The 13,642-nt window shown below is 58.2% G+C and carries 13 protein-coding genes and 3 pseudogenes; 4 read left to right on the top strand and 12 right to left on the bottom strand.

Going from position 1 to position 13,642, the window contains the following annotated elements; genetic code table 11:
- Positions 1–331 precede the first annotated feature (331 nt).
- Both groL and CU100_RS14545 read right to left on the bottom strand, forming a co-directional pair.
- Positions 332–1,954 carry a chaperonin GroEL gene (gene groL / locus CU100_RS14550; RefSeq protein WP_106717346.1) on the bottom strand — a complete coding sequence of 541 codons (1,623 nt, stop codon included), beginning with the start codon at positions 1,952–1,954 and terminating at the stop codon, positions 332–334.
- Between the two features lie 70 nt (positions 1,955–2,024).
- Positions 2,025–2,318, bottom strand: coding sequence for a co-chaperone GroES (locus tag CU100_RS14545; RefSeq protein WP_106717345.1), 294 nt, complete (start codon positions 2,316–2,318; stop codon positions 2,025–2,027).
- Positions 2,319–2,815: 497 nt separating this feature from the next.
- On the opposite strand from CU100_RS14545, the pseudogene CU100_RS14540 reads away from it, so the two are divergent.
- The 3 genes and pseudogenes from CU100_RS14540 to CU100_RS14525 form a co-directional block, all read left to right on the top strand.
- Positions 2,816–3,802: pseudogene (locus CU100_RS14540) on the top strand (transposase); the annotation flags it as partial.
- Between the two features lie 292 nt (positions 3,803–4,094).
- Complete coding sequence (locus CU100_RS14530; RefSeq protein WP_106717343.1) at positions 4,095–4,556, top strand: mobile mystery protein A; 462 nt, start codon at positions 4,095–4,097, stop codon at positions 4,554–4,556.
- On the top strand, positions 4,553–5,149 hold the full coding sequence (locus CU100_RS14525; protein ID WP_106717342.1) for a mobile mystery protein B: 597 nt from the start codon (positions 4,553–4,555) through the stop codon (positions 5,147–5,149). Before CU100_RS14530 ends, CU100_RS14525 begins: the two co-directional genes overlap by 4 nt.
- On the opposite strand, the gene CU100_RS27260 is transcribed toward CU100_RS14525, so the two are convergent.
- From CU100_RS27260 to CU100_RS14505, 5 genes are all read right to left on the bottom strand, one after another.
- Positions 5,095–5,289 carry a toprim domain-containing protein gene (locus tag CU100_RS27260; protein WP_245419039.1) on the bottom strand — a complete coding sequence of 65 codons (195 nt, stop codon included), beginning with the start codon at positions 5,287–5,289 and terminating at the stop codon, positions 5,095–5,097. The genes CU100_RS14525 and CU100_RS27260 overlap by 55 nt on opposite strands.
- 78 nt (positions 5,290–5,367) lie before the next feature.
- A complete protein-coding gene (locus CU100_RS27500) occupies positions 5,368–5,496 on the bottom strand; it encodes a hypothetical protein (protein ID WP_280951611.1) in 129 nt (42 codons plus the stop codon).
- 63 nt (positions 5,497–5,559) lie between these two features.
- The gene (locus CU100_RS14515) at positions 5,560–6,471 is read right to left on the bottom strand and encodes a sugar ABC transporter substrate-binding protein (RefSeq protein WP_106717341.1); all 912 of its coding nucleotides are present in this window, start codon (positions 6,469–6,471) and stop codon (positions 5,560–5,562) included.
- Between the two features lie 74 nt (positions 6,472–6,545).
- Complete coding sequence (locus CU100_RS14510) at positions 6,546–7,319, bottom strand: ATP-binding cassette domain-containing protein (protein ID WP_106717340.1); 774 nt, start codon at positions 7,317–7,319, stop codon at positions 6,546–6,548.
- Entirely contained in the window at positions 7,316–8,359 is a 1,044-nt protein-coding gene (locus CU100_RS14505) for an ABC transporter permease (RefSeq protein WP_106717339.1), read from the bottom strand. Before CU100_RS14505 ends, CU100_RS14510 begins: the two co-directional genes overlap by 4 nt.
- Positions 8,360–8,493: 134 nt before the next feature.
- Between CU100_RS14505 and CU100_RS14500 the strand changes: the two genes are divergently transcribed.
- Positions 8,494–9,387 (top strand): GntR family transcriptional regulator, encoded by an 894-nt coding sequence (locus tag CU100_RS14500; RefSeq protein ID WP_106717338.1) that lies wholly within the window; start codon positions 8,494–8,496, stop codon positions 9,385–9,387.
- A 414-nt stretch (positions 9,388–9,801) separates the two neighbouring features.
- On the opposite strand, the pseudogene CU100_RS27255 reads toward CU100_RS14500, so the two are convergent.
- The 5 genes and pseudogenes from CU100_RS27255 to CU100_RS14470 all read right to left on the bottom strand — a co-directional run.
- A pseudogene (locus tag CU100_RS27255) lies at positions 9,802–10,111 on the bottom strand (LysR substrate-binding domain-containing protein); the annotation flags it as partial.
- A 14-nt stretch (positions 10,112–10,125) separates the two neighbouring features.
- The gene (locus CU100_RS14490) at positions 10,126–10,581 is read right to left on the bottom strand and encodes a DUF736 family protein (RefSeq protein ID WP_245419037.1); all 456 of its coding nucleotides are present in this window, start codon (positions 10,579–10,581) and stop codon (positions 10,126–10,128) included.
- 283 nt (positions 10,582–10,864) lie between these two features.
- On the bottom strand, positions 10,865–11,359 hold the full coding sequence (locus CU100_RS14485) for a GyrI-like domain-containing protein (RefSeq protein WP_106717337.1): 495 nt from the start codon (positions 11,357–11,359) through the stop codon (positions 10,865–10,867).
- A 220-nt stretch (positions 11,360–11,579) separates the two neighbouring features.
- Positions 11,580–12,014: pseudogene (locus CU100_RS14480) on the bottom strand (DUF4126 domain-containing protein).
- 734 nt (positions 12,015–12,748) lie between these two features.
- A complete protein-coding gene (locus CU100_RS14470; RefSeq protein WP_106717335.1) occupies positions 12,749–12,937 on the bottom strand; it encodes a hypothetical protein in 189 nt (62 codons plus the stop codon).
- Between the last annotated feature and the right edge of the window lie 705 nt (positions 12,938–13,642).

The raw sequence follows: 13,642 nt of genomic DNA, 5'->3' as shown, positions 1-13,642 counted from the left end.
ATTCATCAATCCCATCTCTCGTACGGCCTTTATGATGTGTTCGTGGTGATAAGGCTTTCCGAAAAATCGGCCCTCGACCGGAAGGGTGTCGGATGGCGCGATCGTCGCTGCCGCAAAACGCCGTCGGCGCCTCTAGTGTCGGCTTTTCGACGCTATGAACGCACCCCAAATCGGACGAATTCCTGGCTCTGTCGTAGCACCATGAGGAAGGCTCACTCCTAGACTAAACCGCTTTATTCGAGCTTCCAGGAATTCAATCGCGATGTTTGTAATGGGCAAACATCGCGCCAAAAGTTTGACGCGATGCCATGATACCGGGAACTGGGATTTATTATCCAGTACTTCTTGCGTCATTCATTCCGAGTGCTGCCGAGGGTGAAATATCGGCGATCATGGCTTCCGCTGTGATCAAAAGCCCGGCAATCGAGCCCGCATCCTGAAGGGCTGTGCGGACTACTTTAGCCGGATCGACGATGCCAGCCTCAATCATATTGACATAAAGTTCTGTCTGCGCGTCGAACCCCTGATTGGGTTTCTTGCTGTCCAAAAGTTTGCCGACAACGATCGAACCTTCGACACCGGAATTTTCGGCAATCTGTCGGATCGGCGCTTCAAGCGCTTGCAGCACAATCGAAATACCGGCGGTCACGTCGGCATTTCCACCGGTAAGGGCAGCCAAGGATGCCTTGGCACGCAACAGCGCGACACCGCCGCCTGGAACAACGCCCTCTTCCACCGCAGCACGCGTGGCGTTCAGCGCATCGTCAATGCGGTCCTTCTTTTCCTTGACCTCGGTTTCGGTTGCACCACCCACACGGATCACCGCAACGCCACCGGCAAGTTTTGCCAGTCGCTCCTGCAGCTTTTCCTTGTCATAGTCTGAAGTGGTTTCTTCGATCTGCGCTTTGATCTGCTGGACCCGCGCTGCGATGGCGGCCTTGTCGCCTGCACCCTCGACGATCGTGGTGGTTTCCTTGTCGATGAGGAGGCGTTTTGCCCGCCCGAGCATGTCGATCGTGACATTCTCAAGCTTGATGCCGAGATCTTCGGAAATCAGCTGACCGCCGGTAAGGATCGCAATATCTTCCAGCATTGCCTTGCGACGATCGCCGAAGCCAGGAGCCTTGACCGCTGCGACTTTGAGACCGCCGCGCAACTTGTTGACGACAAGGGTTGCCAATGCTTCGCCTTCAACATCCTCGGAGATAATCAAAAGCGGTTTGCCGCCCTGGACCACCGCTTCGAGGATCGGCAGCAAGGCCTGCAGATTGCCGAGCTTCTTTTCGTGAAGGAGAATATAGGCGTCCTCCAGTTCGACCCGCATCTTTTCGGCATCGGTGACGAAATAGGGCGAGAGATAACCGCGATCGAACTGCATCCCTTCGACAACTTCGAGTTCGGTGTCGGCGGTCTTTGCCTCTTCAACGGTAATAACACCCTCATTGCCAACCTTCTTCATGGCCTTGGCAATCATCTCACCAACGGTGGCATCGCCATTGGCGGCAATGGTTCCGACCTGGGCAATCTCTTCTGAAGTTTTGACCTTCTTTGCCCGCGCCTGAATGTCGGTGACGACAGCAGCCACGGCAAGATCGATGCCGCGCTTTAGATCCATGGGATTCAAGCCGGCGGCAACTAGCTTTGCACCCTCGCGCAAAATCGAGGCGGCCAACACCGTCGCCGTGGTGGTTCCGTCGCCGGCGAGGTCATTGGTCTTTGACGCGACTTCGCGCACCATCTGTGCGCCCATGTTCTCGAACTTGTCGGCAAGCTCGATTTCCTTGGCGACTGTTACGCCGTCTTTGGTTATGCGCGGCGCACCAAAAGAGCGGTCAATGATGACATTGCGTCCCTTTGGGCCCAGCGTCACCTTGACGGCGTTGTTCAGTATTTCGACACCGCGAAGGATCCGGTCGCGGGCATCGGTGGAAAATTTGATTTCTTTGGCAGACATGTTGTTCGTCCAGTTCGTTCTTGAAGTTGAGAAGTGCGGCAATTGCCCGTAAGGGCATTCTTCGTTCCGCCTACAGGGTCTCGACGATGCCCATGATGTCCGTCTCCTTCATGATCAGGAGATCGTCGCCGTCAATCTTAACTTCGGCACCGGACCATTTGCCGAACAGAACGGCATCGCCTGCCTTGACATCGAGTGCAATCAGGGCGCCGCTTTCATCACGGGCTCCCGGTCCCACCGCAATCACTGTGCCTTCCTGCGGTTTTTCCTTGGCAGTGTCGGGAATAATGATCCCGCCCTTGGATTTGATATCGCCTTCAGAGCGTCGAATGACGACGCGGTCGTGAAGTGGCCGGAATTTCATGGGGAACTCTTTCTGCAGCCAGACAATGTGGCTCACATGCCTTCATACCCTCATTGGCACTCGAATGATAGGAGTGCTAAAAAACCCCGGCGGTCTTTTGTCTACGTGGGGGATAATATGATCACTCGTTGCCATCTGCGCTATCAAGGCCGAAGATATCTGACGAAGTCTGAAACGGTTTTCTCCCCAGATCAGCCGATCAACCTCATCCTGAACTCGGACAGGTCCCGATTCACATGGCTGACCTCAGCCGTTGGCTATCTTCATCACGAAGGCTGATTTCGGGCACGCGGCCGAACGTCGCTTTCCGTAGAGTTCGATCCCAAGACCGGATGGTCCGCTGCCGGCCCAAGTCGGCCGTCCGTGTTGATGGTCATCGCTCCTGAATCTGACCTAGAATTTGACACTTGTCATCGGCAATATCTGATCCAGAAATCAAACGTCAACTGTCGTTAGCAATAGGGAGTTCAGCGACAGTAAAGGGATATTCAGATGCGCTTTTTGTCACCGCGGCCCGGGAGGGCCCACCGCAGGCCCGCCAGGTGGCTGACCGTTTTCATCTGGTCCAAAATCTCAGGGCGGCGATCAAGGAACAGATGAGCGTTTATGGCCACGCCCATGTTAGATCCATTCTCTCCGAAGATGCGATCGCCAGCGCTACGGCACAACATCGCCGAGCCCGCTTGCAGCACAGACAATCCCGTCAGGAAATATTTGCCACGCTTCAAGCTTTGCGCCAGCAGGGCCTCACCTACAGCGAGATTGCAAGGCGGACCGGATACGAGCGCCGCAGCATCGCGAATTGGCTCACTTCTAACGCACCTCGAGACAGAAACCGGGCAGCATTGAATCCGACATCGCCGTTGTATTTTGAAACTTTTCTGGCTGAATGCTGGAACAATGGAAACCGCCTGGGGCGCCATCTATTTCACGATATCAAAAACCGCGGCTACACGGGTAGCCGTTCCAATCTGGAGCGCCTGTTGAAGGTGTGGCGTGAAGCCGAAAACATCCAACCCGACGACCCGCCTCTAGATGTGCATGTTTCAGAGCCCGTCCGCGATCCTGATACCGGTCATGTGATTTCGTCTGTGGTGGCCGCAGCTTTGTGCATAAAACCGCGCTGCCTGCTGACAGATCTTCAGACCAAAAAGGTCAATGCTTTGAAGCAGGGCTCGACAGTGTTCGCCACAATGCGTGACTTGGCCATGCGCTTCAACGGCATCTTGCGCAGCAGGAATTCGGCGGCACTGGATGGATGGATCGATGATGCCATTGACACCGAACTCACGGCGATCATGCGTTTCGCCAGCGTTTTGCGCCGGGATATTGATGCCGTCAAAAATGCAATCGAACTCCCTTGGAGCAACGGTCAGGCCGAAGGACAGATCAATCGTCTCAAGATGCTGAAGCGAGCAATGTACGGTCGCGCCGGCCCAGAACTGATGAGGGCAAGAATGCTGCCGCTGAATCACAGAAATTGAGGATGAACCCCTTTAAGAGCAAAGCGACAGCCGGTCTCGGCCAAGCGAGGCTTTACCTGGACGGGGCCGACCGGCATGCGGCAGCCGTTTTCTTTGTTGGTCTGCTCCTTTTCCATCTTTTCTTCCTTCTCCTGCGTCTATGCATTGCTGAATGGATCAGAGCACAGACTGTTTTCATTTTGAGTGCATTCATACTACAGGCTTAATTTTGTGATTGAAACTCAATCTTCCGACTGATAGTTTTGTATTCAGATCAGCCTGTAGTCTGCTTAAATAAGATAAGGAAACGACGATGAAGGGCGAGGCACGCAAGCGAGCGCGAAAACGGCTTGACGAACGTCTTCGCGTCCTGCAGCCGGCGGAGGGTTTTAGGGCGCCGCCAAAAGGATGGGTTCGGGCCTTGCGCGATGCGCTCGGCATGACCGGCGCGCAACTGGGCGCGCGGATGGGGATCCGGCCGCAGACGGTGGAAGCAATCGAGAAGTCGGAAGCGTCTGGCACGATCCAACTCAGCACGCTGCGCCGCGCGGCCGAAGCGCTCGATTGCACCCTCGTCTATGCTCTGGTCCCGAACGCCTCGCTTGAGACTGCCGTCAACGAACGTGCCCGCAAGATCGCGCTGCGCGAGCTCAAACGCGTCGCCCATACGATGCGGCTGGAAGCGCAGGGAACGGACGATGCCGATCTTGAAGCTCGCGTCCAGGCCTATATCCGCGACCGGCTGACCGAGCGGGACCTTTGGTCAGAACAATGACCGATCTCTTCCAAGAACCCGAGGATGCAACACCGCTCGAGCCGCAGGAACGCGAGGGCCTGCTCCAAAGCTGGATCACCCACAGGCAGGATCTCAATGAGGCCGAGCAGGAAAACATCGTCGATGGCGCAGCCTGGGCCCGCGGCCGGCGGCGCATGCCGGTCGACCGTATGCTGACCAAAGATTTTATGAGCACATTGCACCGGCGCATGTTCGGCGACGTCTGGCAATGGGCCGGCAGTTTCCGCACGACGGAGCGCAATATCGGCATCCAGGCCTACCGAATCCCGGTTGAGCTCGCGGCCTTGCTCGATGACATCCGGTACTGGGTCGAGCATCAAACCTTTGCACCGGACGAAATCGCAATCCGGTTTCACCACCGTCTGGTAGCTATCCATCCGTTCCCGAATGGCAATGGACGCCACGCGCGTATGGCGGCTGATCTGCTCGTGGAGAAACTGGGCGAAAAGCCCTTCAGTTGGGGCAGCGGCAGCCTTGGCGACGTGGGCGAATTGCGCACGGGCTACGTCGCGGCACTTCAGGCCGCGGACAACCACGACATCCGCCCGCTTCTCGAATTCGCGCGCAGCTGAGCACGAAGATCCTGGTTCCAGTCCTCACGATCCGGACGAATGCGCTCGAAATCGCACTCTATCTCAGTGGCGATCGCTTTGAGACGCTCGGCGTAAACATTGCCCTGCGTGTTATTGTCGATGGCGGCGACCAGCGGCACACCTTGCCGCGCCGCCGGCAGCCGGATCGCCGCATCGTTGGCGGGAGCAAATCCTCCACCGGTCTGAGATAACGGCTGTCACGCCGCGCCGTCCAGTGCCGCGAGGCACATGGCGACGATTGCTGCCTCGGTCACACAGAAACGCAATGCACCGGAATGACCGAACGGAACAGCAGCTTCGCGCCGCCGGTGGAAAAACGCCGCCATTTATCGCCGATCCGTAGGCAAGCGTTGGAAGAGCCCGGCGGACATCCGTCGGGCTCTTCGGGCTTATTCAAAATCCTTGACGTTTTCCCGCGTGACGAGCCCCGCCCCGGTGTCGACGTTGGCCTCTACTGGCTCACCATGAATAGCCTTGACCACGGTCGCGATGCCGAGCTCTCCCATCTTTGCGGGGAATTGCGCGACGCTTGCATCTTCTGTCCCATCCCTGATCGCTTCCAGTTCGCCGCAACAGGCGTCAAAACCAACAAGGATGATTTTGTCGTTGGCAATGTTCGCATTGGCCAGCGACTTGACGGCTCCGGGGATGGGAGGACCACAGGCCGCGTAGATCGCCTTCAGATCCGGATTGGCTGTCAAGATGTCTTCGGTGACGGAGGTACCGAGTTCGAGCGTGCAGTTGGTAGCGCCCTTGGCGACGACGTTGACCTTGACGCCGCCCAAAGCCTCCATCATCCCGGTGACGCGTTCGTCCAGCGCCGGCACGCCCGGGACCCCTTCGAGAATGGCGATCTTGTCGCCATCCTTGAGCTTGGTCTTGAGGAACTCCCCGGCGATCTTGCCGCCGTTGAGGTTGTTCGTGGACACCAGTGCCGCCTGGCCCTTCCAGCCCGGGATGCTGTTGTCGACTAGCACTACCTTGATGCCGGCGGCGACAGCCTTGTCAAGCGCCGGCGCGACGGTAGGGTCGACGGGCGTGACGGCCAATCCCTTGACGCCTTGCGTAACCATCGATTCGATCAGGGCGATCTGACCCTCTATGTCAGTCGCCGATTGACCTTGGCCGGTGAGGAGCTCGATACCCGGGTGGTCGGCAGCGTATTTTTTGGCCGCCTCCTCCATCGTTGAATAGAACGGCACCGGAAACTTGGTGATCAATCCGATCTTAACGCTCTCGGCCGTCGCCGGGTTGGCCAATACTACGGCCAGCGCCGGTCCTATAAAGAACTGCAGTTTCATCGCGCTTCCTCCCTGTTTGACGAGCCCTGCGGCGGCTCCTCGCGGCCGCCTTTCGAACCCGCAATTTTTTCGGCTCAAGCCCCTACGATCATCGAGACCAGTTCCTGTTTGTTATCGCGTGTCGGAACGAGCTCGCCGACTCTCCGCCCTTGTCTGAGCACCACGGCTCGACAGGCTAGTTCCGTTACGTGCTCCATGTTGTGGGTGATCAAAATGATCGCATTTCCGCGGTCGCGCAGCGCCCCGATGAGGTCGAGCACCTTGCGAGATTCGCGCTGGCCAAGCGCCGCGGTCGGTTCATCCAGGATGACCACCTTGCGGGCAAAGACCGCCGAGCGGGCGACGGCAATGGCCTGGCGCTGTCCGCCGGACATCAACGCCACTACCGCGTCAAGGTGGGGCAGCGACACGTTGAGCGATTGGATCAAAGAGCGCGTCTGTTCGTCCATCTTCCGCTTGTTGAGGAAGCGCATGGCGCGCGGGAACCACCGAGGACCCGCGATCTCCCGTCCGGCGAAGAAGTTCTGTGCCGGGGTAAGGTTGTCAAAGAGCGCGAGGTCCTGATACACAGTCTCGATGCCGGCCAACCGCGCGTCGGCGGGCGATCTCAGAACGTTGGCCGCGCCGTCTATCACGACGTCGCCTGCGTCCAGCCGGTGAACGCCGCTGATGCACTTGATAAGCGTGGATTTACCAGCGCCGTTATCTCCTAACAGGGCGAGGATCTCGCCGCGATGGACGTCGATGCTGACGTTATCGAGCGCAACCACCGAGCCGAAGCGCTTGCAAGCACCGCTGACGGACAGGACCGGATGTTGGGGGTGTGCTTCCGGCAGGTGCTGCGTCATGGTCCGGTCTCCGCCCGCAGCACACGCATGCGGGACTCGAGATGATTGCGCAGGACGTCCGCTTCGACGGCGATGACGATGACAACGCCGATGACGATCAGCTGGTAGAACACCCCGACGTTCAAGAGATTGAGGGCATTGCGGATCACGCCGATCATGATCGCGCCGATCAAGGCATGGCCGATGTGCCCGCGACCCCCGAGAAAACTAGCCCCGCCGATGATGACCGCGGCTATGGTATCGAGCTCCAGTAGATTACCGAAGAGCGGCGATCCAGCATCGGTGCGGCCTGCGAGAAGTACGGCTCCTATGCCTGCGCAGGTTCCTGAAATGACATAGGTCGAAACAAGGACCGCGGAGACCGGAATGCCCATGCGGACGGCGGCGTCGGCCTTGCCCCCTACGGCATACACCCAGCGGCCCCAGACCGTCGACTGTGTCAAGACAAACATCAGCCCCGCAACCCCCGCGACCACGAACACCGACCCGGGAAGCCCGGCAAACGCCTCTTGGCCCAAGCTCCGGATGGCTGGCGGCATCCCTGGAATGGCGCGGCCGTCGGCAAGCTGGAGGGCGATGCCTTTAGCGATGCTGAGGGTCGCCAACGTGATGATAAACGGGTGCGGCAGACGTCCGTAGACATAAAACAGGCCATTGACGGCACCGACGGCCGCGCCGGCCACGACCATAACGGCAACGACCGTCAGCGTCGAGGCGCCGGCGTGAAAGCTCAGCGCCCCGAGCACCGAAGCCAGTGCGAGGTTCGATCCGACCGAAAGGTCGATCCCCTTGGTCAGGATGACCAGATGCTGTCCCATGGCGACGACGCAGACCACCGCGGTCTGCGCGAGGATGTTGCCGAGATTGCGCGGCGACAGAAAGTATGGCGACAGGAGGCTTAAAACCAAAACCAGCCCGATCAGGATGAGGACAGCACCGGCACCGAGCAGCTTGAGGCCAACGGCGACCGCGATGTTCTCGCTGTTGGCAACAGCGGCCGAGCGCGGTTCAGCGACTTCTCGTTCGAGCGATTCGTCCATCCCCGTCAACACAACCTCCTGATGACAATGCAACCCGGGGCTTGTATACTTATCGATAAAAAGCGACAGGACTGGACGAAGGTCAAGTTGTTTTTTATAAGTAATATGCAAGCCAAAAAAGACAGGCGCATTCTGTGAAGCCCGATTCAGTTTTCAAGAAAGCTTTCAACCGAACGCTGCAACTGGTCGAGGCTGGCGACGTCGACATCGGCGCAACCTCCGAAAACGCTCTCCGGGCAAGGATCGGCGTCAGCCGCACCACCGTGCGCAAGGTGCTTAGCGAGCTTGATGCCCGCGGTATAACGCAGGCGACCGGCAAGCGACCGAGGGCAGGCAAGCCCATACTGAAATCCGACTATTTTCCCGATCCGGAGACGACATCAAAACGCCAGCATGTCGAAGAACAGTTCATGGAGTGGATGCTGCGCGGGGACACCCAGCCGGGTACGCTCATTAATGAACTGCAGCTGGCGAGGCAGTTTGGCGTGGCTACAAACGGCATCAGAGAATTCCTGATTCGCTTCAGCCGCTTCGGGCTCATCGAGAAAAAGCAGAATTCAGGGTGGCTGTTCAAGGGATTTACCGAGGAATACGCGCTCGAACTGTTCGAGATCCGCGTCATGTTCGAGCTGCGCTCGGCGGTCCTCTTCTCCGAACTACCCGATGACTCGCCCTTTTGGACCGAACTTGCCGAACTCAAGACCGCGCACCAACAGTTGCTGTTGGAAATAGGCCGGCGCTTCCACGATTTTTCGCGGTTGGACAATCGTCTGCACCGTCTTATAAACCGCGCTGCTCCGAACCGCTTCATCGATGATTTCTATGAGGTCATTACCTTGATTTTCCACTACCATTACCAGTGGAACAAGAAAGATGAACTACAGCGCAACGAGGCGGCGATACGCGAGCACCTCGCCTACATCGACGCTCTGTCGAGCGGCGACGCGCATGAAATCGAGCGCGCTTGCCTCCGCCACATGACCTCGGCGCGAACGACGTTGGTCCGTTCGATCGATGGGGCGGGCTGAGCTTCCGCCTATACGCCGCGCAGCTCGATGCCTCTTCCATGCTGATGGCGGCGTGAAGGAGATCGCTGCCAGAACACCGTCGTTGTGGAACGATGAAGCCAACGGTGGGGGATGTCACACGGTCCAAATTGTGGGCAACAATACCCGCAGCTTCGACACGGGGTTGCGCACCAATGAAGTTGTCGAGGCTACTGCCACATCCACGATGGCACGCTGATCCGTATGGAATGTCATCCGGGTACGCCCATTTTCCGGGCTGACTTGCGAACCCTCATCATAATTAGGTGGAGTACGAACCGGCGCCGAGGATGACCCACCGCCACTATGAATTTGTCGTAAGTCATCCGTTTAATGGCAGTCGGCTCGAGAGTCGGCGTTCGACGCCAATTCACCCATATCTTGCGAGACTTGAACTCACCTTTCGGACCAGGTACCAATTAGCATATTGAAGGCCGCTCTGCAGCCGGCGACAGGGTGCCTCCGCCACGCCTCACTATGCCGATTGTTCTTGGAATTGCCCGATTGCGTATCGGGCAGCTAGTGAGGAAGGGAGTTCCCCTTGGGGCCTTGCCATCTGCGGCAGCACAGATATGCCAGGCCCGGCTTCGACAAGACCAAGGAACGTCGAACGGTGCGTTACTTCATAGAACCATCGAAGTTTGATGCTGGACTTAGCCAAGGCCGCATCGAGAAGTGTGCGGTTCGGGCTTGACCGGTGAAGGGTGAAGCCAAGAGCCGCTATCTTCGACTTTGAATGATCATAGGTGAATGACATCGCCCGAGCTCGAGTATCGCGACCCTTCGACTGGCCAGAAAATGACGGTTGCAGCTTCCAAGAAGCTCACGTTCGGCGGCGCCGTCGTTGATGCTAGTCCCGGTTCGGCCAGACCAGTTGAGGGAGAGGCCTCCCTCGCCTGCGACCCGATTAGGGTTGCGTAGGTCGGATCGTCGAACTTGACCAAGCGGTCGTCGCGGCCTTCGTTCGAGGTTTTCTTTCAAAACTGCGCCGAACTCGACGTTGCCGGCGAGGATGCGAAAGTCAGGATCCTTTTCGGTTGTGCGTTCGACTGCGCGGAGAGTTGCCTCGGCATTGTGGTTCAGGGTCTTGATGGTGGCGTTGAAGCTGTTGCCGGAAGCGGTGGAAAGAACCGGTGGTTGCCATTTGTTGTGTTCCTTTTCTGTTGGTCGGGCCACGCGCCCATCGCGGTCTCGATGGCTGTCGACCAGGCTGAGGACGATCGGCCTGCACCTGAAAGGCCCGAAACGCCGTGTAGGACGGCCACGGGAGAGGCTTTCTTGGGGACGGCGACAGGCTCGTCGGCCGGCTCTAAGGGCTTTTGCCGGATGCCGTGTTCTTTGGCGCCTCGATGTTACATCGTATGACCTAAGTGAGGATCCCGCTCGTCCATTCGTCGGGCCACCGGGCGCGGTTGCTACGTGCTCTGCGACCACCTGCGCACTTTGGGCGGCAGCAAGCTTAGTCCGCGAGCCGGAAAGCAACCTCGGTTACCGGGTCACCCGAGGGATCCTCGCCGGGGTCCTTGCGATAGATCTCGATGCGGTTGGTCCCGATATAGCAGTCCCCCACCAGCGTCCCGTCGAGGGTCAAGCCTTGCGCCTTTACCCAGGTGCCGAGCTTCATGTTAGCTTCATGGAGCTCGTGGTAGGGCCCTGTGTGCGTCAGCGACGCGTAGCGCCCGCCGGGAAGCGTTCCAGTCGACACCTGCTCGTCCCTTGGGAGCACCGTGGTCGTCGGCATGCCAACCTGCATGGTCATGCGCCCGCCCGGCGCGAAAGCCACGTAGTTGAAAAACGGCGGCCCTGACATCTTGCCCCCCTTGGCCTTCACCCACCGGATAACATCGTCGGTAAGCGGCGGGGCCGTTTCGGCAATCTCCGGCTGGGTCAGCTCGAGGATAATCGCCGCATAAGGTTGAGCGGGCTTGGTGATGATCTTGGGTTCTGTGAGCATGACTGGCAGTCCTCTTCAGGAATGTGGGTGCGATACTTTCAGGGCGCTTTTCTTCCGGAATTTCTATCGCTGCATTCCGGTCTCGTATTTGCTGCTTGTTGAGGTATTTCCAATAAGGTGGCGTGTGCAACGATCCCACGAGAAACGATCCGACATGTCCATGCGTGCTGCCAGCAACTGCCCGGCTCGATCAGCGCCGATAAAATCGCATCATATTCCCTCATGACACGGCCGCCATAGTTAGAAACGCGAGTGCTATGGCAAAACCGTCCTCGATAAGGGCCGCAGGCAGGGTCATGCCCAAAGTGATGGGCGAGATAAGCACGGCCAGCCCCGCCACCACAGGTCCCTATTACAGCGCCAATGATCCCTGCGATCAACCCGATTATGATCGGGCCACCAGGCCGCTGCAATTGTCGCGCCGCTCAGCCCACCCATAATAATGCGTGTGTTGTATCGGAACCTTGCGGGACGGCGTGCTAGGCAGCTGGTCGGTTACGAGTTCCACTACCGCAAGGATCGTGAAGATGGCCGCTGTCCACACCGAACCCATGAACAACATCGAACTGTGGGCAATGTCTAGCCACCCAAAATAGGCACCCCATGCTACGGCGGCTGGGGCGGTCACGCTCGACGTAGTTGAGGCCGATGCCATGCCCTCATCCCCGCTCGAGGCCGACCAATTTCGCTCATGTCGGAGGTAACGGCCAGCCCATGCATCGGCCGGACCGATCAGACCAGGGGGAACGAGCGGGACAACGCCGATCGGCGCCCAGATGGCCTCCGGCCGAGCGGAAGGCCTGGTGATCACCCCGAGCGCCCTTAGCCCAGCCATGCCCCAGGTCATGGTCAGTGCGTTCATTGTATTTCCAGAATGCGTCTTGAGGTCGTGCCGCCGCATCCATATCGTTCTTTTGCTCCGGCGCACTCTCGGCCAATCAGGAAGGGGCGGACGACCTGGACGTGCTTAGACCACCGTCAAGCCGCAAAATCACAGGCAGCGATCATCTCAATCCCTAGAAGCCAAACGTAAATAACCAGAGGATTTTTTTGAATATGGGATCACGGTTGCATTGGCGGACATCGAAGCCAAACCCACTTCCGGGACTTGCAATAAGATCGTCCAGCGGGAACGACTTGTGCCATAACCCACGCTGCCGGCCATCCCCGGTCCCCTCGATGGCTTCAGCGGCGGGGCGTGTGAATTCCACATCGACAGCCTCGACGCTTTCACCTCGGGTCAGGAGGTGTCGGCCAGACACTGTGTCCTGACCCAAGGTTAGGAGACAAATCCATCCAAAGAGTATCGGTGCAGGCTAGGCATGATGTTCGTCAGCAAATTGCCGGTACTGCAGCTGATCTGGGCATCCAGGTGGCTTCATTTTCATATTAACTGCAGTGCGACGTCGTCATTTCGGCGGAGTTCGCCGAACCGGGTCCAGACATGGACCTTTCCATCAGTAAGGCAGGCGCAAGCAGCAGCGCGCAGATTATCACGCTTATCAGGTATTTTTTGCCAAGCTCGCGCGTCCCTTCGATGCCATTCCGCACATAATCGGGTTCATCCGTATGAGGCATCGTGCTTCTCCAAGTTTTTGGGCGCAGCCAAATTCAACTGTAAGGGCACGTGATCGCAATTGCTCACATGGGTGCGACGCGTGAGCTGGTCTGCGTTGACCCGTCTCGTGGTGCCGTGGGTACGCAAGCTGTGTGGGCGGCAGAACATCCCGCCTGCTGGTCCGTGCTCTGCCGGGGAGGCGCCGATGGGTTCTCGGTCTTGGCACTCGCCAAACCGACCTTGGAGCAGGCAAACGCTGATCCGGCGGAAAGTGTTAATCCGACGGCTGCAGCAAGCGTTATCAGGTGTTTGATCATAGCATCTCTCATTGTAGTTTTTACCTAACTGTTGGCAGGCCATCGAAACAGCTGCGGCAGCCGTTCCCGTTTCCCGCACTATTGAGCATAGGCGGGGTTTGTCGCAGGGGTTTGTCAGGACGGCGAAAACTTGTCGCGAAGTGTATCATGCCTTGCTGGACCGCGAGCCCCTGGCTGCTCAGCAATCTGCTGGCGCCTCGAGCTCCGTGGCAAACCTGTCGCACGCAGGATCTGTCCGGATGACGGTTGATACAATTAGCGACAAAATTCGGTCGCAACGGCACAGCTCTGCGACAACCTCCCGCTATGAGTCATCGTATTGGAAAATCAGCGAGGGTTGATCATTTGAAAGTGCAAGTAACGTTCCGGCCCGAAAATGGCTAGGCAACTGACGGCCGTTTGCCCGCC

Origin of the sequence: Phyllobacterium endophyticum (genome assembly GCF_003010935.1) — a bacterium.
Lineage (GTDB): Bacteria > Pseudomonadota > Alphaproteobacteria > Rhizobiales > Rhizobiaceae > Phyllobacterium > Phyllobacterium endophyticum.
The sequence above is the reverse complement of the archived record's forward strand: the minus strand, read 5'-3'. Positions and strand labels throughout refer to the sequence as shown.

Excerpts from the sequence above, each read along its gene's own strand:
- groL (WP_106717346.1), bottom strand. The coding sequence starts at position 1,954 with ATGTCTGCCAAAGAAATCAAATTTTCCACCGATGCCCGCGACCGGATC.
- CU100_RS14545 (WP_106717345.1), bottom strand. The coding sequence starts at position 2,318 with ATGAAATTCCGGCCACTTCACGACCGCGTCGTCATTCGACGCTCTGAA.
- CU100_RS14530 (WP_106717343.1), top strand. The coding sequence starts at position 4,095 with ATGAAGGGCGAGGCACGCAAGCGAGCGCGAAAACGGCTTGACGAACGT.
- CU100_RS14525 (WP_106717342.1), top strand. The coding sequence starts at position 4,553 with ATGACCGATCTCTTCCAAGAACCCGAGGATGCAACACCGCTCGAGCCG.
- CU100_RS27500 (WP_280951611.1), bottom strand. The coding sequence starts at position 5,496 with ATGGCGGCGTTTTTCCACCGGCGGCGCGAAGCTGCTGTTCCGTTCGGT.
- CU100_RS14515 (WP_106717341.1), bottom strand. The coding sequence starts at position 6,471 with ATGAAACTGCAGTTCTTTATAGGACCGGCGCTGGCCGTAGTATTGGCC.
- CU100_RS14510 (WP_106717340.1), bottom strand. The coding sequence starts at position 7,319 with ATGACGCAGCACCTGCCGGAAGCACACCCCCAACATCCGGTCCTGTCC.
- CU100_RS14505 (WP_106717339.1), bottom strand. The coding sequence starts at position 8,359 with ATGGACGAATCGCTCGAACGAGAAGTCGCTGAACCGCGCTCGGCCGCT.
- CU100_RS14485 (WP_106717337.1), bottom strand. The coding sequence starts at position 11,359 with ATGCTCACAGAACCCAAGATCATCACCAAGCCCGCTCAACCTTATGCG.
- CU100_RS14470 (WP_106717335.1), bottom strand. The coding sequence starts at position 12,937 with ATGCCTCATACGGATGAACCCGATTATGTGCGGAATGGCATCGAAGGG.